The following is a 22556-nucleotide window of genomic DNA, read 5'->3' as shown; positions in this document are numbered from 1 at the left end:
GCCGGAGAACGTGCAGGCCGCTACGAGACAGCCTCAAGAGCCGGAAAGGCCATAACGGATATAGTGGCTGTCATGATAGTAGTAGCTTCGATGGCCGTCATATCGAGCCATTGCCTTGGTATCCGTTTTGCTGAGAACTGCCCCAATCAGCGATTCATGAATGTTGGGTGCCGTGTGCAGTGCGTGCTGCACGACATCTATTTTGGTGCGGCCCCACTCAACGATTAGAATATAGCCGTCTATTAGAGATGAAGTGACTCGGACATCAACCAACGGCGTCAGGGGAGGAAGGTCGACGATGACGTAGTCATAGTCAGCTCGCAAGCGGTCGAACAGCTTGCTTATCGCGTCGGCGCACAGAATTTCGCTGGTGTGAAGCAGAGATCCCCGCCGCACGGCGGGTAGAAATGCAAGATTGGTCGTAGGATCCCGCCAAATTGTGTCCGCCAGGGATCGGCTGCCGTTTGCAACTTCGATGATTCCGTTGACAGCCTTGGGCGCAAAGATCGCAGAAAGTGAGGGATTCCTGAGGTCGCAATCGACGATGATAGCTTTCTTGCCGGTGTGCCCGATCAACTGCGCGAGCGAGGCCGCAATCGTAGTCTTCCCCTCATTCGGCAGGGCGGAGGTAATGCCGATGACCTGCGAGGAAATTTTCGCCGGATTGTGGTCGATGGCTAGCTTGATAGAACGAATGGCCTCGGTATATCGAGACAGTGGCATCCCGATCACGGTTCGATGAATGGCCGTTGGAGACGGAACTATCCGTTGTTGAACATCATCATCGGTTGGCTGGGAGCGAACCGGTAGCTTCGCGGGTTTGCGGGCCGGCAACAAGGGGACCAAGGATAGGCACGGCAATTCCAGCACAGTTTCCACTTGTGAAGAGGTACGAAAGACGCGGTCCATCAGGTCTCTGAGGAGCGCCAAGCCGATGCCCAGCGCGAGACCGCCGAAAATGCCGAGCGCCAGCACCAACCTTGTCTTTGGGTTGCTCCTGCTCGGCGGCGGCGATGCGGGGAAAAGTACCCGCGTTTCCGAGACGGGAAATGTCTCCTGCTGCGCGGAGCCCATGTAACGCTGCAGGAAGGTCTCGTATAAGCTACGTAAGCCCTTTGCCCGGCTTTCCAAATCCTTGATGGTCAGCTCGGCTGAATTGACTGAACGGGACTGCGAAACGGCCTTGGACATTTGCTTTTCGATTTCTTGCTGGCGCTGTTTGGCGAATTCGAATTCGCTTCGGCTGACTTCAGCAAGTCTTTTGACTTCGTCGAAAATGGAGACGCGAAATTCCCGCACGCGGTTCCTGATATTGACGACTGCCAGGTGGTCGCGACCTACCCTCGCCGTCAACTCGGCCTCACGTCTCATGAGTTCCAGATACTGCTGACGCAGCCCGTTGATGATCTGACTGTTTGTCGAATCGGCTCCGATAGCATCCAGATTGCCCATCGAGGACGGCTTTGTCGGATCGGAGGCAAGGAGAGCTTCATAGCGAGCCAACTTGGCCGTGGCCTCAGAGGTCTGGGCGCGCGCGGCAGCCAATCGATTGTTGATTTCTGTGATCTGCTGTTCGTCGATGGGCTTTCCGTCCAAAGAAACGATATTGTTCTGGGCCTTGTAGACGTCGACGGCACGTTGTGCAGCGAGGGCTTGGTCGCCGAGATCGCGCAGCCTCTCCTGCAGCCAGCTTGTGGCCCTGCGATTGGCATCGAATTTTGCATTGAGCTGGTCCGCAACATAGGTGTTGGCAACAGCGTTGACGATCTCCGCGGCCCGGGGTGCGGTGCTCGAATTAAAGCTGATCTCGATGACGTTGCTGTACCCGACACGCCCTGCCGAAAGCCGATTGAGAAATGCGTCTACGATGGTGTCTAATGGTTCGCCATGTCTATCGGATGGCGCATCTTTCTTCGATCCAGTCGAGGCCCATGACCGAATTCGCTGCCAGAGCGACTGTAGAGACAGCCCTGACCCATTGAAGTCCGGATCGTCCGCCAGTTTCAACTGGTCGATAACCGCAACCGCAGTGGCCTTTGATCTCAGGAGCTGAAGCTGGGTCTCGATTTGATTGAGATCGAAAGCCGGATCGGCGAGGAGCGATTGCTGCTGGACAAATTGGGGCCTTGGGGTAGCCAACAGGATTTGAACCTGCGCGGTATAGGTTGGAGACGCCAACCGGAGATAGAGCAGGCTTGCTGCAGTTACGAGGCCGGCAGTGACTAGGATCATGAGATATTGGCGTCGTAGAAGCCCGATGCCGAAATTGATGACGTCGCTGATTCCTCCGCTGTCCGTTTGAACGGGTTGGGCCAGCCCGGTCACAGGCAGCCGTACGCTATCCGTGTGTCGAAGATTGTTCTGGAGCATCACGTACCTGTCCGACGGTGGGTCACGTTGGGGCCGCTCGCCCGCAGACCAAGGGGACGCGCAGGCGGTGGGGGATTATATGCATATAAAATTCTACTTGCCAAATTAAATAAATCGTATATTAATTCGAGTGAAATTTAAAATGACGGTGGCTCTGCCATTTCGGTAGGGCGTTAGCAAAATAGAGGATATTCAAGGGGGTTACGGTCTGGCCGGTACTTGCATCGAGAATAATGTGAGCGTTTCGAGACGGGTCGGCGGGCGGATAATCAAATTCCGTCGGATATTTATGGTCCGTCGCAACTAACCCCGATGGGGAAATTGAGGGCCGGCAGGAGGTGCCCAATGCTGGAACTGCGACCTTTAGCGATCCCCGATGTCAAAGTCATTCGAACAGATCGGTTTTCCGATGCCCGCGGCTACTTCTGTGAGACCTTTCAGCGATCGGCTTTTGCTGAGAAGGGAATCCTCCATGACTTCGTTCAGGATAATCAATCCAGCTCAGATCGGATCGGCACGGTGCGCGGCTTGCATTTCCAGCGACCGCCTTACGCCCAGGCCAAGCTCGTACGGGTGTTGAACGGGGCCATCCTCGATATTGCCGTTGATCTCCGGCGGTCATCGCCCAGCTTCGGCAAGCACATCGCCATCCAGTTGGATAGCGAAAGCAGCGAGCAGCTGTTCATTCCGAAGGGATTCGCGCATGGGTTCTGTACCCTGCAGCCCAAGACCGTCGTCTTGTACAAGGTCGACCAAGTCTACGCGCCGAGCCATGACGGCGGCGTCTATTGGGCTGATCCCGCATTAGCGATCAAGTGGCCCGTCACACCGTCAGGGGCTCAGATATCGCCAAAGGACCAGACCCTTCCTGCGCTCAACCAACTTGCTTGCGTTTTCGAATAGTGGAGATGAGTGGAATGCGTATCATGGTGACCGGCGGAGCGGGCTTTATCGGTTCTGCTGTGTGTCGCCGTTTGGTGCTGCAGACCAGTGCCGCGGTGGTCAACATCGACAAGTTGACATACGCAGCCGACCTGACTTCGCTGGCGAGCATCGAGGGGCTGGGGTCTTATGCATTCCTGCAGTCCGACATCTGCGATCGCGAGGCTATGGATCTCGCGTTCGCCGACTACGAGCCGGATGCGATCATACACCTGGCCGCCGAAAGCCACGTCGACCGTTCGATCACCGGACCCGAGGCCTTCGTCAGCACCAATATAGTTGGTACCTACACGCTGTTGGAGGCGGCCAGGACCTACTACGAACGTCTGCCGCTTCCGCGGCGGAAGCAGTTCCGCTTCATCCACGTATCGACAGACGAAGTCTACGGGTCATTGGGGCCGGAGGACTTGTTTCGCGAGGACACGCCCTATAGGCCGAGTTCGCCGTATTCGGCGAGCAAGGCGGCCTCGGACCACCTCGCACTCGCGTGGTTTCGAACCTACGGTCTGCCGGTCATCGTATCGAATTGTTCGAACAATTACGGGCCGTACCAGTTCCCGGAAAAGCTCATCCCGCTGACGATCCTCAATGCGCTCGACCGGAAGCCGCTACCGGTCTACGGCGACGGCAGAAATATTCGCGACTGGCTTCATGTCGATGATCATGCCGCTGGCTTGATAAGACTTCTGTACGAAGGAAGACCGGGCGAGAAGTACAATTTCGGCGGAGATGGCCAGCGATCCAACCTGGAGGTGGTCACCCGGATTTGTGACATGGTGGATCGGTTATCCCCGGGCGCGGGAGCGAGGCGATCTCTCATTACGTTCGTGCCGGATCGTCCGGGACATGATGCGCGCTATGCAATCGACGCGTCGAAGGCGCATCGCGAACTTGGCTGGGAACCGACGAGAACCTTCGAACAGGGCTTGGCCGAAACCGTCGGATGGTATCTCAACAATCGTGCATGGTGGCAGCGTGCTCGCTGCGGTGTCTATGACGGCTCACGTCTGGGCCTGCTCGCTGCTCAACATTGAGGTGAAGATGACAGATCGACCCATCCTCATTGCCGGGCGGAACGGTCAGTTGGCAAAGTGTCTTTGTGATCTCGCTGCAGCGCGCGGTCTGCCTGCGGTGGCTCTCGGACACCGAGAACTCGATCTCGAGAACCGCGAAGGGATCGACAAGCTCATCGCGTCGATCGCGCCGTCTGCAATCATCAATACGGCCGCTTATACGGCGGTCGATCGGGCCGAATCTGAAGCGGCGAAAGTGTTCAGCATCAACCGCGATGGTGCGGCAACGCTGGCAAACGTCGCTTGGCAGATGAACATTCCACTCATCCATCTCTCGACCGACTATGTGTTCGACGGCGCAAAACCCGATGCGTACGACGAAAGCGACATTCCCGCGCCGTTAAATGTCTACGGCGCGTCGAAGCTTGCCGGCGAAGCTGCTGTATTGGCCGCGCATCCGCTCGCGACCGTGATCAGATGCTCGTGGCTTTACAGCCCCTATGGCAGCAACTTCGTTCGAACGATGTTGCGGTTATGCGAGACGCAGCCCATCGTAAGGGTTGTCCGGGACCAACACGGAAATCCGACCTACGCATACGACCTCGCGGAGGCCGTCCTTCAGATCGCAGAACGATCAGTAACAGTCGATCGCAGGGCCGCGGCCGGCATCTTTCATCTCGCCGGTCAGGGCGAGACAAGCTGGCACGACTTCGCGAAGGCAATCTTCGACGAGATTTCCCGTCGTGGAGCGCGGATTCCGGCGCTCGAGGCGATCACGACTGAACAGTTTCCGACCGCTGCGCGTCGACCCCGAAACTCGCGCCTGGATTCATCCAAGGCCGAACGCGTGTTCGGAATTCGACTGGCGTCCTGGCGCCATTCACTCGAAGCCTGTCTTGACCAACTGGTCGGAGAAGGAGACACCGATGCTGAAGGGAATCGTGCTGGCTGGCGGCAGCGGAACGCGCCTCTATCCGATCACGCACGTGGTCAGCAAGCAGTTGCTCCCGATCTATGACAAGCCGATGATCTATTATCCCCTGTCGACGCTGATGTTGGCAGGGATCCGCGAAATTCTGATTATCACCACGCCGTCAGACCGGTGTCAGTTCGAGCGGTTGCTGGGGGACGGCAGCCAATGGGGCATTCGGCTCAGATACGCGGAACAGACACGTCCCGCCGGTCTCGCCGACGCCTTCATTGTTGGTGCCGATTTCATCGGCAGCGATCGTGTGGCGATGGTGCTTGGAGACAATATCTTCTTCGGCGATGGCCTGAGCGAACTACTTGCCAGGGCGGCGCGGCGCGAGGAAGGTGCAACAGTTTTTGCTTATCACGTGCGGGACCCAGAACGATATGGCGTCGTCGCGTTTGATGAGGCAGACCGTCCAGTATCGATTGAGGAGAAGCCCAGTCGGCCAGCTTCGAACTGGGCGATTACGGGACTGTATTTTTTCGACAATCGCGTTGTCCGCTACGCTCGTCGCGTCGAGCCATCGTCGCGCGGAGAGCTCGAGATTACCGATCTTCAGATGCGCTACCTTTCGGCCAATACGCTACATGTTGAGCGCATGGGGCGAGGGTACGCGTGGCTGGATACCGGCACGGTTGAGTCGCTCATTGATGCCGGGACGTTCGTGCAGTCTCTGGAAAAGCGACAGGGAATGAAGATTGCCTGCCTCGAGGAGGTCGCCTTCAGGCTTGGCTTCATCAATCGTGATCAACTTCTCGCGCTTGCGCAACCGTTGGAGAAGAGCGGCTACGGCAGATATCTGAACGAAATCACTCGGCTACCGCATTTTTCCTCGCAGTGAGGCCATTCAGTCGAGGTTTGGAATTACGTTAAATGCATGCTCATTGAATTGACGGGCGGTTTAAAATAGAATTAAAATATAAGACTGGTTTATTTAATCGGTATAACCATGCTGGTTCAAAAGGCGAGCGTCTTCAGTCGGGGAGCCCGGGCCGTTCTTCCAGGGGAAGATATTCCCGCATGGGATGTTTTTTGGCGAGAAGCGCCGTTCCGGAAGGCGTTCGATGGCTCCGATCCGGCCGACCGGTGGGGTCCGCCGTTTGCTAATCCGCCAGCCCGTGACGCCACTTTCTTTCCGCAGTCGTATCGGGCCGCGGGCGTTCCGGCAGACTTGCGCGGCGTTTCGCCCCGTCACTTCTCCACATCTTTCCAGTCGCGATTGTCTGCGCTGCTGTCTTCGACGTCTTTGACGAGCCGCTATCAGAGCTTGGTCCCGACGTCTCCATCTTCGGCAAGCGGAGGGACGCCGCCGACATCATCATCGGTTTCGACCTCGGGCAGCACTCACTGGACCAATTCAAGGGACGGAGCCTGGAATGTCGGTACGAACTGGAGCGCCGGCGTCCCAGGCACTATTGACTCTGCGTTCCTCGATGCGGCGGGAGCGTATGTCGTCACCAGCACGGGCCGCGTTGATATCGAGAGCCTGGTCGTTGATGCACGCGCGACGCTTTCGTTCGGTGCCGGGTCGCCCTTTATCGTCGAAGGCGATGTACTGAACAATGGGACCGTCTACGTCGGGGCGTTTCTTGGCGATCGCATTGCTACAGGGGACTTCAAGGGCGACGTCAGCGGCACGGGATATTTTGAGATTTCAGACAAGGCAATCCTGGAGATCGGAGGTTCGGTTTCCGGGCAGTTTTGGAATGGATCGTTCTCCGGCATAACCGTGTCGTTCGACACGGAAGCTGGCACGCTGGTCCTCGATCAGTCGGCCAAATTCCACGGATTGATCGCAGGTTCGTCGCCGGGGGCGCCGCTTTCGCCAGGGAATCTCATCGACCTGAAGGATCTACCTTTCACATCCTCGATGACCGCAAGCGTCCATTACGACAACAGCTCGAATATCAGCGTGGTCGATTTCAGCAACGGTGCTGCAAATGTCACTTTGCTGTTCTCGGGGATGGACCTGAATTGGAATTTCAAGAGTGATGGGCAGGGAGGCACCCTTGTCTCTGATCCACCCACAAACTCCATCGTACTGGAAAATCAGAAGCCGGGTACGCCGAAAAGTGTCTGGCAGATCCAGCCGGGAGACAATTCGACTCAGACCCAAGGGTTTACGACAGCAATCAGCACCAATGTCGGGGGGGCGGTCCAATTCAAGATTAACAACCTGACCGGCAACCCGAACTATCACGTCGATGTTTACCGGTTAGGCTATTACGGTGGCAATGGTGCCAGACTGGTTACGAGCCTGCAGCATCAGGGCGCAGCTGCGGTCGTCCAACCTGCACCGTTGACTGATCCGTCGACCGGCCTTGTAGATGCCGGCAACTGGAGCGTGACCGACTCCTGGAGTGTACCAACCGATGCGGTCTCGGGCGTCTATATAGCCAACGTCGTCAACGGCACCCAAATCTTCCAGGTCCCATTCATCATAAGGAACGATGCTTCGCACAGCGACGTCGTCCTCCAGACGACCGATCAGGACTGGCAAGCCTACAACGGTTGGGGAGGGGCCAACCTTTATTTCGGAAACGGACCGGGCATCAACGGATCGGCCTACGCGGTCAGTTACAATCGCCCGCTGGTGACGCGTGACGGCACTGGAACCTTCTCCGAGGGGGGAGACTCCCCGTTCACGGCTGAGATTGCGGCCATCTATTGGCTCGAGCAGAACGGTTACGATGTTTCTTACATTTCCGGAATCGATGCTGCGACAAAAGGCTCGTTGTTGCTCAATCACAAAGTCTTCATGGACGCGGGACATGACGAGTACTGGACCGAAGCTCAGCGCGCCAATGTAGAGGCCGCAGCGCACGCTGGTGTGAACCTTGCGTTTCTCACAGCCAACGAAATTTTCTGGAAAACGAGGTTGGCACCCAGCATCGATGGCAGCGGAACAGCCAACCGCACGCTCATCAGCTACAAGGATACGCACGCAAATGCGCTGATTGATCCATCAGGACAGGCGACCGGCAACTACTCTGACCCGCGGTTTAGTGCTCCTCTTCCCTCTAATGAATTGACCGGTACATTGTTTGCGGTCAACGCATTCCGGTACGATACGATCACGATACCGTACTCGATGACCCAGTTGCGCTTCTGGCGCAATACGGCCGTCGCGCAAACCTCATCCGGACAGACCGCCTCGCTCGTACCCGGCCTATTGGGCGTTGAATGGGACGTCGCGCCGGACAACGGATTCCGTCCGGCGGGGTTGGTCAGTGTCTCGTCTTCGACAGTCAATGTGGACGGAAAGTATCTGCTTGATTACGGCAACACGTTCGGAGCAGGCACGGCGACCCACAACCTCGTGCTGCATCGAGATCCCGTTAGTGGCGCACTGATATTCTCAGCCGGTTCAATCAACTGGCCGTGGGCGCTTGCCAGCGACCACGACGGACCTGCGACTCCGGTGGACCCAAATGTCCAGCAGGCGATGGTCAACCTTTTCGCCGACATGGGCGTTCAGCCGGCGACGCTGCAGGCGAACCTGGTGGCCGCGATTCAGTCGACAGACACTACGGCGCCGACCTCTGCCATCAGCAATCTCTCGGCGACCAGCGTTGTCGAGGGCCAATCGATCACGGTGACGGGGACGGCCACTGACACGGGTGGAAAGATTGCCGGCGTCGAAATCTCCACGGATGGTGGAGCGACCTGGCATCCAGCCAATAGCAATGTCGGCGCGGCGAGCGTGACGTGGTCGTATACGTTCGTCACAGGCGCTCAGGGGATATATAGTCTCAAGACCAGGGCGGTCGACGACAGCCTGAACCTGCAAACACCTGGTACGGGCACGACCTACACGGTCACGCCGTCTTCCAGCCTGACGCTCTTCAGTCCGACCGACACGCCTGCGGTGATTTCAAACGGCGATTCCGGCGCAGTTGAAGTCGGCCTCAAATTCGTCCCTACCGCGTCGGGCAAGATCACTGGCATTCGCTTCTATAAGGCGCCTGATAATGCCGGCACTCACATCGGCGATCTCTGGACCACCAACGGCACGCTGCTCGCGAGCGCCACCTTTAGCAACGAAACAGCGAGCGGTTGGCAGCAGGTTGATTTCGCGACGCCTGTCAATGTCCAAGCGGGCGTCACGTATGTCGCCTCCTATCACACCAACACCGGCCACTATTCCTCGACGGACTTCTATTTCATCGACTATGACGGCATTACGAAAGGTGCGCTCACCGCGCCCGGTAGCAGCCTCAACGGCGTCTATGCCTACGGCAGTAGCCCGACTTTCCCCAGCAACGCGTCCGCTATCGACGCCGCGAATTACTGGGTGGACGTCGTCTTCAGCGATTCAGGCCAGACGTCGCCGCAAGCTCACGACGACGGTGGCTTCACGGTCAGCCAAAATGGTGTGCTGAACATTGCGGCATCAACGCTGCTCGCGAACGACACCAACCCGTCCGGGCTGACTTTCTCGATTTCCAGCGTCGGTAACGCGGCCAATGGAAGCGTAAGCTACAATTCGCAGAACCAGACCGTGACCTTCACGCCCACCGCTGGCTACGCCGGGGCGGGGAGTTTCACCTACACGATCACGGACACGAGCGGCCAAACCGGCACCGGCCAGGTGTCGCTCAAGGTTAATTATCCGGCCTCGGCGCAGAGCCTGTTTGGCACCAATGATGCGCCGAGCGTCCCTAATGGCGGCGATGCCAGTCCCATCGAAGTCGGCGTCAAGTTTACCGCATCCGTGAGCGGGACGATCACGAGCCTGCGCTTCTACAAGGGATCGTTGAATACCGGTCCCCATATTGCGGATCTCTGGAGCTCGACCGGAACCCTGCTCGCGACCGCCACGTTCACGAACGAGACCGCCAGCGGCTGGCAGCAGGTCAATTTCTCCAATCCCGTGGCCATCACGGCAGGTACCACCTACGTCGCGTCCTATCACACCAACGGCAATTATTCCGGTACCCAGAACTATTTCACGACGTCGCTTGTCAACGGCCAGTTGACGGCTCTGGCCGGCAGCAACGGAGTCTATGCCTACGGATCCGGAAGCGCGTTCCCGACGAATACCTACAAATCCTCGAACTATTGGGTCGATGTCGTCTTCAACGGCTCCGCTGCAACCAGCGCGCCGCAAGCGAACGCCGACAGCGGCTTCACGGTCAGCCAAAATGGCGTGCTGAACATTGCGGCATCGACGCTGCTCGCGAACGATACCAACGCGTCCGGATTGGCTTTCTCGCTCACCAACGTCAGCAACGCGGCCAATGGAAGCGTAAGCTACAATTCGCAGAACCAGACCGTGACCTTCACGCCCACCGCCGGCTATGCCGGGGCGGCGAATTTCAGCTACACGATCACAGACACGAGCGGCCAAAGCGGGTCCGGCCAGGTGTCGCTCAAGGTTAATTATCCGGCCTCGGCGCAGAGCCTGTTTGGCACCAATGATGCGCCGAGCGTCCCTAATGGCGGCGATGCCAGTCCCATCGAAGTCGGCGTCAAGTTTACCGCATCCGTGAGCGGGACGATCACGAGCCTGCGCTTCTACAAGGGATCGTTGAATACCGGTCCCCATATTGCAGATCTCTGGAGCTCGACCGGAACCCTGCTCGCGACCGCCACGTTCACGAACGAGACCGCCAGCGGCTGGCAGCAGGTCAATTTCTCCAATCCCGTGGCCATCACGGCAGGTACCACCTACGTCGCGTCCTATCATACCAACGGCAATTATTCCGGTACCCAGAACTATTTCGCGACGTCGCTTGTCAACGGCCAGTTGAGGGCACCGGCCGGCAGCAACGGAGTCTATATTTACGGAGCCGGAAGCGCGTTCCCGACGAACAGCTTCAAATCCTCCAACTACTGGGTCGATGTTGTCTTCAACGGTTCCACCGCCGCCAATAATACGCCGCCAACCGCGGTTGCTGACGCCGCGGATGCGACCGAGAAGGGCGGCGCGAACAACAGCACTGGCGGTTCGCCCGCCATCGGCAACGTGCTGACCAACGATATCGATCCCGATTCCGGCGACACCAAGGCCGTCACTGCAGTCAGCTTCGGCTCGACCAACGGGACACTCGGCTCAGCTCTCGCGGGCGCGCGCGGCAGCCTCCTGCTCAGTGCCTCGGGTGCTTTCACCTATACGGTGAACGAGAACGATGCAGCCGTGCAGGCCTTGCGGCAGTCGACCAATACGCTGACGGATGTTTTCAGCTATACGATGAGGGACGCCGCGGGCGCCGCATCGTCGACTACGCTTACTGTCACCATTCATGGCGCCAACGACGCGCCGGTATTGGCGATCCAGACCGGCAACCAGGCCGCGACCGTTGGCTCGGCGTTCTCGCTGACGTTGCCCGCCGGCACCTTCACGGACGTCGATGCCGGCGACTCGCTCACCTACACCGCAACCGCTGGCGGTTCAGCCCTTCCTGCCTGGCTCGCGTTCAATGCGTCCAACCGTACCTTTAGCGGCATCCCGACGTCTGCGGACGTTGGTACGCTCAACGTTACGGTCTCTGCTGCTGATCTCGGTAGCCTCACAGGCATTGAGACATTCAATATCGCAGTGTCGGCAGTTCCTTCAACGATGAGCCTGTTCTCGAGCTCGGATACCCCTGCAGTGGTATCCAGTTCGGATACCTCGCAAGTCAATCTCGGAGTGCAGTTCACGTCGTCGCTGGCAGGCACGATAACCGGCATCAAATACTACAAGAGCGCAAATGATCCCGGTACCCATACGGGCTCGTTGTGGAGCAGTACCGGCACGCTACTGGCGACCGCGACTTTCACGAACGAGAGCAGCAGCGGCTGGCAAACCGTCACGTTCAGCAATCCCGTGTCCATCGCGGCTGGCACCACCTACGTCGCGAGCTTTCACAGCAATGGCCACTATGCCTCCAGCACTAGCTACTTCACCACCGCTCGCACCAACGGTCCGCTCACGGCTCCCGCGAACATCAACGGCATTTACACCTACGGAACAAGCAATTTGTTCCCGACCAGTTCCTATAACGCAAGCAACTACTGGGTGGATGTCGTGTTCAACAGCTCGAGCGGCGGCGCCAACCAGTCACCGGTCGCTGCGAACGACAGCGGCTTCTACGCCACGCAGAACGTCCCCTTGGGGATTCCGGGCTCGGCACTGCTTGCAAACGACACCGATCCCGACGGGAATACGCTCACGATCACGGGCGCAAGCGGCGGTGTGAATGGCGTCGCCAGCTTCAACGCCCAAAGCAATAGCGTGACCTTCACTCCGACGGCTGGCTACACGGGACCGGCGTCCTTCAACTATGGCATCTCCGACGGCCATGGCGGCATCGCCAGTGCATCCGTCGCTCTCAACGTGAACGCTGCGTCTTCGACGACGGTGCGCCTGTTCAGCGCAAGTCAGGAGCCCAGCATTGTGGCGGCCAATGATCCAAAGTCAGTGGAACTGGGCATCAAGTTCCAAGCGTCTACCCCAGGCGATATTATCGGCCTTCGCTTTTACAAGGGCCCGTCCAACACGGGCACCCACGTTGCGGATCTTTGGAGCAGCAGCGGGACTTTGCTGGCAGCTGCGACCTTTACCAGCGAAACGGCCGACGGCTGGCAGCAGGTCAATTTCGCCACGCCCGTCACGATCATGTCGGGAACCACCTACATCGCCTCCTATCACACCGCCGGCAACTACGCGGCCGACCCGGCCCTGCTGGCCAACGCAATTACCAACGGGCCGCTGACGGCCCCGTCCTCGGCATCGATCGGCGGCAACGGTGTGTATGCGTACGGGACAGGTAGCCTCTTTCCGACCAACACCTACAACGCGACGAGCTATGGCGTTGACGTAGTTTTTAGGCCGCAGCTAGCTGCATAGGAGACGTAAGATGCACGCCGAACTTTATACAGACGGAATCGAAGAAATTACCGTCAGCGGAACCATCGTCCGCATCGATCTGGTCAGTCTTTCACCGACGGAGCGTGACGCCAACAATGTCCCGAAACGCGTGTTTTCTCAGCGGCTGATCTTTTCGGTCGAATCCTTCGCCAATTCGGTCGATGTGATGCAGAAGGCGCTTCAGGGGTTGGTCGACGCGGGCGTAGTCCGGCGAAATCAGTCAGCTGAGTCGCACAACGGTGCGTCGGTCGTACGCGATGCGCTCGCGCCCAGCACGCCACGGTCTCATAATGTCTCTTCGAATTTCCGGTGATATCGACGCCGCTGGTGGCGCGAAAGGCCGGGCTGTGGACCCGCCTGGATTGGCGACGCAGACGGCATTGGAGTGCCTGTCCAAGATTGCCGGTTATCATGGCATCGACCTGGCGGTCGAGCGTCTAAAGCACGCCTATGCCGTAGCCGCTCCGCTCTCGTTGAACCTTCTGTTGCGCATGGCCAAGGATGCAGGTCTGCGCGCAAGAAGCACGAAAATGGAGTGGGGTGCGCTGATCCGTCTCGGAGAAGCCTATCCGGCGCTGACGCGGCTCGCCAATGGCAACTGGATCGTTGTCCTTGGTGCAGGACTGGGAGCTGAGGGCACTGAGGTCGTCAGCGTCTTCGACCCGCTCGCCGAGCGCAAGGACGAGGTCTTGGTTGTCGATCGGGACCGATTCTGTGCCCAATGGGCCGGGGACACCATCCTGATCAAGCGCGAGCAGTTGACGCAGGATAGTCGGAGGAGTTTCGGCCTCCGGTGGTTCGTACCGGAATTGCTTCTTCAATGGCGACTGTTCCGGGACGTCGCGATTGCCGCCATCCTGCTCTATGCGTTGGGCCTCGTTATCCCGATCTTTTTCCAGCTCGTCATCGACAAAGTTCTGGTTCACGAGAGCTTCACCACGCTCTACGTACTCGCGGCAGGGGCGGCCGCAGCACTCGTCTTTGACGCGATATTCGGCTTTCTGCGGCGCTACCTGCTACTTTATGCTACCAATAAGGTCGACATTCGAGTTGCTACAAAGACGTTCGGTCATCTCCTCGGGCTGCCGGTCACCTTCTTCGAGCACATGGCAGCGGGGGTCTTGGTCAAGCACATGCAGCAAGCGGCGCGGATCCGTGAGTTTCTGACCGGCCGACTATTCTTAACCACCCTCGACGCGCTTTCGCTATTCGTCTTCCTGCCGGTCCTTGCGCTCTACAGCGTCAAGTTGACGCTTATGGTTCTGGCCTTCACTGCCGCGAGCGGCGCTGTTGTCGGCCTGCTCATGGGCCCTTTCCGGCGACGTCTTTACGATCTTTACCAGGCGGAAGGTGCGCGTCAGGCTCTCCTCGTCGAAACAGTTCACGGTATGCGCACGGTGAAGTCGCTAGGGATGGAGCCCGTGCAGGGCAGGATTTGGGATAGCCGCTGTGCACAGTCGATTACCATGCGATTCGGTGTCGAGAAGATTTCCGCCGGTGCCCAGGCGCTCACCGGATTTCTCGAGAAGATCATGACACTTGGGATCATCGCTGTCGGAGCACTCGATGTCTTCGCTGGAGAAATGACAATCGGCGCGCTGGTCGCCTTCAACATGTTGGCCGGCAGGGTCTCTGGACCATTGGTCCAACTCGTGACCATGGTGCACGAATACCAGGAAGTTGCTCTTGCCGTGAAAATGCTTGGCGAGGTGATGAATCAGAAGCCTGAGCGTGATGGCAAGAAAGATGGGCTTCGGCCCGACTTCGCCGGAACAATCGAGTTCGACAGTGTTTCTTTTCGCTACGGAGCCGAGGGAGCGCCGGCGCTCGATGATGTCTCGTTCACCGTCGAGCCAGGTTCGATCTTCGGAATCGTGGGCCGAAGCGGCTCTGGCAAGACGACGCTCACAAGGCTGATTTCGGGCATGTATCCGGTGCAACAGGGGCTGCTGCGTATCGACGGTTACGATTCGAGGGAGCTCGACTTGGCACACCTGCGCCGAAACCTCGGAATTGTCTTGCAGGATAATTTCCTGTTTCGAGGGACGGTCCGCGACAATATCGCCTGCGTGAAACGGGACGCGACCTTTGCCGAAGTCGTCGCTGCGGCGCAGCTCGCAGGCGCCGACGAGTTCATCGAGCGGTTGCCCCGTGGCTTCGACACCATGCTCGAGGAAGATGCCTCGAACCTGTCCGGCGGGCAGAAGCAGCGGCTCGCGATTGCGAGGGCTCTGATCGTCAATCCACGGATCGTTATTTTCGATGAGGCGACGAGTGCCCTCGATTCCGAAAGCGAAATGATCATCAAGCGCAATCTCCGCCGTTTGGCGGCAGGGCGTACCGTCATCATCGTCTCGCACCGGCTGTCAATGCTGACCGAGGCAAGCCAGATCTTGGTGATGGACCGCGGCCGAATCGTCGACGTGGATCGCCACGACCACCTCCTGTCGAAATGCACCATCTACAGACACTTGTGGAACCAACAGATGAAGCAGATTGCATGAAGGAGACGAGGCCATCACGCGCAGATGCGAAGCCGATCGGTCTGGTCCCGGCCAGACCGGTCGAGCGAGGGCGAAAGCTATTCAGGCCATCGCCGAGGCGAGCGCCAGTGATCGCCGAATTCCAGTCCGATGCCACCGAGGTCGAGCAGCAAGCGCCGCCGCGGCTCGCGCGTCTCACCCTCTACGGCGTACTTGCACTGATTGGCTTCGCGGTCACCTGGGCATCCGTTTCGCAAGTGGAGATGATCGTCACGGCGCAGGGAAAATTGACCACGACACGTCCAAACCTGGTCGTACAGCCGTTGGAAACGTCGGTCATACGCGAGATCCACGTCAAGGCCGGTGATCGCGTCAACCGCGGCGATGTTCTGGCTACGCTTGATCCGACTTTCTCGCAGGCGGATCTCGATCAATTGCGCGGCAAAGTGGCTGGATTCGATGCGTCAATCGATCGCCTGGGCGCCGAATTGAATGGAACCAAGTATGCCGTCACGGAGCTCTCGAATGCGGACCAGATCCTGCAGGGCAAGTTGTTCTTGCAGAGGAGAGCCGCCTATGAGGCGCAGATCCAGAACTACGACGCACAGATCGCTTCCGCTCGAGCCAATCTTAAGACAGCGCAGAACGAAGAAGAGGTTCTCCTTCAGCGACTAGACACGATGCGTTCAATTGAAGCCATGCGCACCACACTAATGGACAAAGAGGTCGGTTCGAGGCTGAACTTCCTACTGTCTCGCGATGCACGGCTCGAGGTTGAGAGCAATCTGGCGCGCGTTCGTGGCAATATCGCCGATGCCACGCATCGGCTGGACAAAGCCCGTGCTGACCAGAAGGTTTTCGCCGAGGAGTTTCGTCGCACCAACTATCAGGAACTGGTGGACACAGTGCCGAAGCGCAATGGCGCAGCAGAGGAATTGAAGAAAGCCGAGCTTCGTCGGCAGTTGATCGTGCTGCAGGCGCCGGCAGATGCCGTGGTGCTGGAGATCGCAAACCGGACAGTCGGCTCGGTGGTTCGCGAAGCGGAAACGCTGTTTGTCCTGGTTCCTCGTGACGTGCCTCTCCAGGCGGAGGTCAACGTGGAGGGTCGGGATATCGGTCAGGTGGCGCTTGGGCAAGCGGTCCGGATCAAGTTCGAAGCGTTTCCTTTCCAGAAATATGGAACTGCGACGGGAGAAGTACGCGTCATCAGTCAGGACACGTTCTCGCCGGACCCGAAAGCCGAAGGTGCGCGCCGCGCGCCAGCTCCCTATTACCGCGTACTGGTCGACTTGTCCGACACGCACCTTCGGCTGCCGCCTGAGCGCATTCAATTGATTCCGGGTATGGCGGTGACGGCCGAACTGAAAGCTGGCAAGCGCACCGTGATCTCCTATTTCCTCTATCCATTGCTACGCGGATTGGATGAAAGCATCCGTGAATATTAACCCGGGTTGGGATGGCGATTGACCATGATCATTAGTCCGAATTTTGGGGTGAAGCTCTTGAGGCCCACGGCGGCGAGTAAGCTTTCGCGGAATTCACCGCTGGTGAACTATGCGCTCAACGGGCTAGAACGCTGTTGGCTGCCTGAACATCGCCGGTGGTCGCACATCTATCATCTCGATGGACGTGCTTCACCAAACGAGTCCGTACCAGGCAGCGACGTATTCTATACCCTCAACGTTCTGCTCGGGATGTCGCGCGTCGCCGGAATTCCAGCTGGCATTGATCTGCCCGAAACATTCCGTCGCAATGTTCTGCAACTCACGCAGCTCCCGGTGCGGAAGTACGCCTTCGGTATGGCGCTATGGAGCGCCGCCGAGCTCGGCCTCGAAATACCGGAGCCGGTCAAATGCGAGCTGAGAGCCATCCTTTCCGATGAATCCGGGTGGAGGACTTTCCGGGCGCAGGATCTCGGCATGCTGCTCACGGGAGTCGTGGCGCAGGCGAGGGCAGGCGAGAACGAGTGGTGGCGCCACGCCAGACCGCTTTATCGTTTCTTGAAGGAGCGCTTCCACAGCAAATCGGGATTGTTCTTCGACGCGCCGTTCGGCCTGCGGCGCCGCTTTTCGTCATTTGCGACGCAGACGTATCTCTCGATCGCCTGCTATCAATATGGCGAATTCGCCGGCGAAGCGTCCGCGCTTGTCATGGCCGATACTTGTGTGCGCAATCTGATAGCGCTTCAAGGCCCGCAAGGCGAATGGCCCTGGTTTTTCGACGCGGTGAGCGGCCGCGTCGTTGATTTCTACGAGGTCTATTCGGTTCACCAATATGGAATGGCGCCGGCACTGCTGGAATGGGCGGAACGCTTTGGGCAGAGGGGATCGCGGGACGCCCTCGTCAGGGGATTCAACTGGGTGCTCGGCCAGAACCAGCTGGGGCGCACCATGCTCGTGCCTGAACTGAGCCTGACCCTCCGCTCGCAGGTTCACAAGGGTGAATTGACAACCAAGGCGCCGCGAGTATTGCGCGCAGTCAAGAACGCCTGGCTCGGAAACGGGGAGCGGCTGATTGACGGCACCGACGTGGAAGTTCGGCTCGAGTGCCGTAGCTACGAGCTCGGCTGGATTCTGTGGTCATTCGGCCGGCGCACCGACTTGCCGGGGCTGACCAACAACTGTGCCTTCGGCGGCGTCTGACAGAATTGCCGTCGCACTAACGATTCCAAGCGACTGCTCGCCGGCCCCGCAGGTGCGAGATCATCGTCATGGCGCGGTGCGCCCGAACGGCACACAATACGGCAATAGCTTTGAGGCGGACGCCGCTACCATGGAGGCGGTCGCTGGTCAGCACCGTCACAGCGTTTGGCGCGAGAGATGCGAAGACCAGCAACGCCTGCGCGAGCCAGCGCAATTGCCAAACAGGCTTGCCTTCCGCCATGTTGCGATAGTGCGCGATGTGTCTATCCCATTTGACGTAGAGCTCCCGGAGAGAGCTCCGGGCCGGATGGAAGACGATCATCTCGGGGGTGTATCGAAATCGAAGTCCCGCGCGCAGCGCACGCTCTCCCCACTCCATGTCTTCGGCGACCTCAATGCCGGCAAAAGGGCCGACGCGATCGAAATCGCGGCGAAACACCGCCATATTGCCGGTGCCGGAATAACCGTGGCGCTCGATATAGAGCTTGAAGCGATAAGCGAAGACGCTCTCGTATGCCGCAATGGCGTCGAGCTCCGCATTTTCCGGGTGCCAAATGCGAACGTCGCCCCCGAGAACTGTGCCAGCCGGCGACAAGTTGAACCATTTCAGCACGCTGCTCAGCCAATCCGGATGGGCCCTGCAATCGGCATCGATGAAAGCGAGGATCTCGCCGTTGGCCGCAGCGACGCCCGCATTTCGCGCCGGACCGGGACCCGGATGCGGTTCGTGCTGCAGCCGTACACCAGGATGGCCACCAACGATATCTGTTGGGGGCATTGCCGAGCCGTTGTCCACCACGATGACCTCGAACGCGTGCCGAGGCAGGATCTGCGCGTCCAGGCTGCGCAAGCAGGATTCCAGCGCGTCAGGCTGGTTGAGATGCGGAATAACGACCGAAATCATCAGTTAAATCCTCTATTTAATTTGCATTGGATATGCTGCCCGCCTCTTGCGTGTAGGCTGTGATATTTCGCCGTCTGGTGCCAAATTCTGGCCTATTTAAACCTTGCAATTAAATATCTGGTGCGTATTATCTGGATAATAATCTTAAATGCAAACTTAAATAGGTCGTTTTTTTTCTGGAAGGTAGGTTCCAATGCGTGCCTCATTTCTGGGATGTCCCGTCGATCTGCTGACAATGGCAGAAACCGTCGATCTGGCGCGCGGGGCCATGCACAGCCGGCGAAGGCTGCAACATGTGGCGCTGAACGTCGCCAAATTCGTCAATATGAGGTCTGATCCCATGCTCGCGGCCGATGTCGCCAACAGCGATGTCGTCGGCCTCGACGGCATGGGGATCGTTTGGGGCGCTCGAGCGCTGGGACTTCCGGCCACTTCGCGCGTCGCGGGCGTGGATCTCCTCGCCGAGTTGCTCGCGGTATGCGCGCATGAAGGCTTCAAGCCTTATTTCCTGGGAGCGACCCCCGGCGTGCTGCACCAGGCGATGCAGAGCGCGCGCGAGAGGCATCCCTCGCTTGTCTTTGCGGGCTGGCACGACGGCTACTTCAAGCGCGAGCAGGAGAAAGACGTCGTACAGGAAATCCAGTCCAGCGGGGCCGATTGCCTCTTCATCGGCATGCCGACGCCCCGGAAGGAGCGCTTTCTCGCCGCTCACCGCGATGATCTCGGCGTCCCTTTCATCATGGGCGTGGGTGGTGCATTCGATGTTCTGGCAGGCACCGTTCGGCGCGCGCCGGTTCAGGTCCAGAAACTCGGCCTCGAATGGCTGTACCGTATCTATCAGGAGCCTGGGCGGATGTGGTGGCGATACGCCAAAACGAACACGCTGTTTGCGGGCGTGCTGGCGCAAGCGCTCTTCAGGCAGGCGCTTCGGCACCCGCTCGGTGCGCCCGGCGCCGTTCCCCCTGGTCCGAGCCGGATCGGGGGTTGAAGCGTGCGCAAGCATTTTCTCATCCTTCTTGGAACCCGGCCGGAAGCAATCAAGCTCTTTCCGGTCATCAACCGGCTCAAGGCCGAGAAGCGCAAGGACATCTCCGTAACGATCTGTGCGACTGCACAGCATCGGCAACTGCTTGATCAGGTCCTCAAGCTGGCAAAAGTGGTCCCGGATTTTGATCTGAATGTCATGACGACCAATCAGACTCTCGATCATCTGACCGCTCGACTGCTCGGACAAATCGGCGAACTCCTCGAAAAGTTGAAGCCCACCAGGGTTATTGTCCAAGGCGACACGGCGACTGCCATGACGGGTGCGCTGGCATCCTATTATCACCGTATACCGGTCTCGCACATCGAGGCCGGGCTGCGCAGCGGTGACATCTTCGCGCCCTGGCCCGAGGAGGTGAACCGCAAGATCGTCGGCTCGATCGCCGATCAACATTTTGCGCCGACAGAGCGCGCGGCGCGCGCGCTACGCGCTGAAAATGTCTCGGATGACCGCATTCACGTTACCGGAAACACAGTGGTGGACGCTCTCATCCTTGCGAAAGCCATGGTCGACTCCGATCCGGGACTGTCGTGCCGATGGGACGGAATCAAGAAGCGTCACGGCAATCGGCGCATCATCTTGGTGACCTGCCATCGCAGGGAAAACTTCGGCTGTGGCGTCGTTAATATCGCTAACGCGTTGGAGACCATCCTGCGCAGGGAGGACGTTGCCGTGGTGCTCCCCGTGCATCCGAATCCGAATGTCCGCGACATATTTGCGTCTCGGTTCTCGGACCATCCGCGGGTCGTCCTTATTTCCCCTCAGGAATATACGGATTTTGTGAGCCTGCTCTCGATGTCATATTTGGTCCTGACAGATTCAGGCGGCGTACAGGAAGAGGCACCCACTTTCGGGAAGCCTGTCCTGGTGATGCGCGAGACAACTGAGCGTCCCGAGGGAGTAGAAGCGGGAACCGCGCGCCTGGTCGGTGCGAACTACGACAGGATCGTTGCGGAGACATTTCGCCTCCTCGACGACGACGAGACTTATGCAGCCATGGCGCGTTCGCACAATCCGTTTGGTGACGGGCACGCGAGCGAGCGGATCGTGAAGGTCCTCCTCGATGCCTGAATTCCAAAAGATCAATGTCGTTGGACTTGGTTATATCGGGTTACCGACCGCGGCGCTGATTGCGAGCCGAGGGCTGCAGGTGGTCGGTATCGATACCAATGAACGTATCGTCGACACCGTTGCATCCGGCCGGATCCACATCGCCGAGCCCGATCTGGATGGCCTTGTTTCCAAGGTCGTGTCGAGTGGTGCCCTTACGACGGCCAGAAAGCCGCAGCCGGCGGATGTGTTCATCATCGCAGTGCCGACACCGATCGATCACGAGAACCGTCCTGACATGTCAAGCGTGAATGCCGCAGTCGACTCTATCGTAGATCTTCTCGCGCCAGGCAATCTTGTCATTCTTGAATCGACATCGCCGATTGGGACAACAGAAGCCATCGCAAAGCGGATGGTTGAACGCAGGCCAGAGTTGCACATAGGCGTCAACGGCAAGGAAGATGGAGCGATTCACGTCGCATACTGTCCCGAACGCGTGCTGCCGGGACGGATCCTGACCGAGCTTATCAACAATGACAGGTGCATCGGCGGGATTACGCCAACCTGCACGCGGCGTGCTCAGCGCTTCTACAAAATGTTCGTTCGCGGCGCTTGCGTCGGTACTACAGCGCGCGCGGCCGAACTGGTCAAGCTGACGGAAAACGCCTTTCGCGATACCAACATAGCATTTGCCAACGAACTCTCGCTGATTTGCGACAGGTTCGACATCAACGTCTGGGAAGTGATCGATATCGCCAACCGCCACCCTCGCGTAAACGTATTGCGGCCGGGACCTGGAGTGGGCGGGCATTGTATTGCGGTCGACCCCTGGTTCATCATCGACTCAGCGCCGGACCTCGCGCGTGTTATGCGAACAAGCCGAGAAGTGAACAACGCCAAAACGCAGAAGATCATCGAGCGCACAGAGGCGCTGATCGACGATCATCCCTATGCGAACGTTGCTTGTTGTGGACTGACCTTCAAGGCCAATGTCGACGACGTGCGTGGAAGTCCGGCCATGGAGATAGCCACGCATCTCGCGGCAAAATACGGTGAACGGATCAAGGTTGTTGAGCCGAATCTGCGCCGTCTGCCTCCTCAGTTGGCCGATCATCGTGTCGCATTCGTGAATATCGAGGAAGCCATGCGCAGTTGCGAGATCGCGATTCTTCTCGTCGATCATGACGAATTCAAAATGGTGCCGTTAGCAGAGCGCCGGCACCTCGACGTCATCGATACGCGAGGCATATGGCAGGATATGCCGGCGCGGACATAACGT

At 58.6% G+C, this 22556-nt stretch carries 14 protein-coding genes; 12 read left to right on the top strand and 2 right to left on the bottom strand.

The features are described from left to right. Positions 1-33: 33 nt before the first annotated feature. Complete coding sequence (locus IVA93_RS23465; RefSeq protein ID WP_247369268.1) at positions 34-2370, bottom strand: AAA family ATPase; 2337 nt, start codon at positions 2368-2370, stop codon at positions 34-36. A gap of 345 nt (positions 2371-2715) precedes the next feature. Between IVA93_RS23465 and rfbC the strand changes: the two genes are divergently transcribed. From rfbC to IVA93_RS23420, 9 genes are all read left to right on the top strand, one after another. After that, on the top strand, positions 2716-3273 hold the full coding sequence (gene rfbC / locus IVA93_RS23460; protein WP_247369023.1) for a dTDP-4-dehydrorhamnose 3,5-epimerase: 558 nt from the start codon (positions 2716-2718) through the stop codon (positions 3271-3273). Positions 3274-3287: 14 nt separating this feature from the next. Beyond that, a complete protein-coding gene (rfbB, locus tag IVA93_RS23455; RefSeq protein WP_247369025.1) occupies positions 3288-4346 on the top strand; it encodes a dTDP-glucose 4,6-dehydratase in 1059 nt (352 codons plus the stop codon). Then, positions 4306-5343: a dTDP-4-dehydrorhamnose reductase gene (rfbD, locus tag IVA93_RS23450; protein ID WP_247789243.1), complete on the top strand. Its 1038-nt coding sequence runs from the start codon at positions 4306-4308 to the stop codon at positions 5341-5343. The genes rfbB and rfbD overlap by 41 nt, the downstream gene beginning before the upstream one ends. Continuing rightward, positions 5252-6139 (top strand): glucose-1-phosphate thymidylyltransferase RfbA, encoded by an 888-nt coding sequence (gene rfbA, locus IVA93_RS23445; RefSeq protein ID WP_247485088.1) that lies wholly within the window; start codon positions 5252-5254, stop codon positions 6137-6139. Before rfbD ends, rfbA begins: the two co-directional genes overlap by 92 nt. 108 nt (positions 6140-6247) lie before the next feature. Further along, positions 6248-13132 carry a DUF4082 domain-containing protein gene (locus IVA93_RS23440; protein ID WP_247369031.1) on the top strand — a complete coding sequence of 2295 codons (6885 nt, stop codon included), beginning with the start codon at positions 6248-6250 and terminating at the stop codon, positions 13130-13132. Between the two features lie 10 nt (positions 13133-13142). Continuing rightward, positions 13143-13466 carry a hypothetical protein gene (locus IVA93_RS23435; RefSeq protein ID WP_247369032.1) on the top strand — a complete coding sequence of 108 codons (324 nt, stop codon included), beginning with the start codon at positions 13143-13145 and terminating at the stop codon, positions 13464-13466. Continuing rightward, positions 13444-15657, top strand: coding sequence for a peptidase domain-containing ABC transporter (locus IVA93_RS23430; protein WP_247789242.1), 2214 nt, complete (start codon positions 13444-13446; stop codon positions 15655-15657). Before IVA93_RS23435 ends, IVA93_RS23430 begins: the two co-directional genes overlap by 23 nt. Before the next feature lie 107 nt (positions 15658-15764). Next, on the top strand, positions 15765-17081 hold the full coding sequence (locus IVA93_RS23425) for an HlyD family type I secretion periplasmic adaptor subunit (protein ID WP_247369036.1): 1317 nt from the start codon (positions 15765-15767) through the stop codon (positions 17079-17081). Between the two features lie 24 nt (positions 17082-17105). After that, entirely contained in the window at positions 17106-18278 is a 1173-nt protein-coding gene (locus tag IVA93_RS23420) for a hypothetical protein (RefSeq protein WP_247485112.1), read from the top strand. Positions 18279-18294: 16 nt separating this feature from the next. Here the strand turns inward: IVA93_RS23420 and IVA93_RS23415 are convergent, their stop codons facing one another. Next, entirely contained in the window at positions 18295-19182 is an 888-nt protein-coding gene (locus tag IVA93_RS23415; RefSeq protein ID WP_247789241.1) for a glycosyltransferase family 2 protein, read from the bottom strand. Positions 19183-19375: 193 nt separating this feature from the next. Here IVA93_RS23415 and IVA93_RS23410 point away from each other — a divergent pair, with 193 nt between their 5' ends. From IVA93_RS23410 to wecC, 3 genes are read left to right on the top strand one after another with little or no spacing between them, the layout of a single operon-like run. Next, a complete protein-coding gene (locus IVA93_RS23410; protein ID WP_524536834.1) occupies positions 19376-20170 on the top strand; it encodes a WecB/TagA/CpsF family glycosyltransferase in 795 nt (264 codons plus the stop codon). Positions 20171-20173: 3 nt separating this feature from the next. Beyond that, positions 20174-21298, top strand: a complete 1125-nt coding sequence (gene wecB / locus IVA93_RS23405) for a non-hydrolyzing UDP-N-acetylglucosamine 2-epimerase (RefSeq protein ID WP_247369042.1) — start codon at positions 20174-20176, stop codon at positions 21296-21298. Further along, a complete protein-coding gene (wecC, locus tag IVA93_RS23400) occupies positions 21291-22553 on the top strand; it encodes a UDP-N-acetyl-D-mannosamine dehydrogenase (RefSeq protein ID WP_247369044.1) in 1263 nt (420 codons plus the stop codon). The genes wecB and wecC overlap by 8 nt, the downstream gene beginning before the upstream one ends. Positions 22554-22556 lie beyond the last annotated feature (3 nt).

Source organism: Bradyrhizobium sp. 155, assembly GCF_023101105.1.
Taxonomy (GTDB): Bacteria; Pseudomonadota; Alphaproteobacteria; order Rhizobiales; family Xanthobacteraceae; genus Bradyrhizobium; species Bradyrhizobium canariense_D.
The sequence above is the reverse complement of the archived record's forward strand: the minus strand, read 5'-3'. Positions and strand labels throughout refer to the sequence as shown.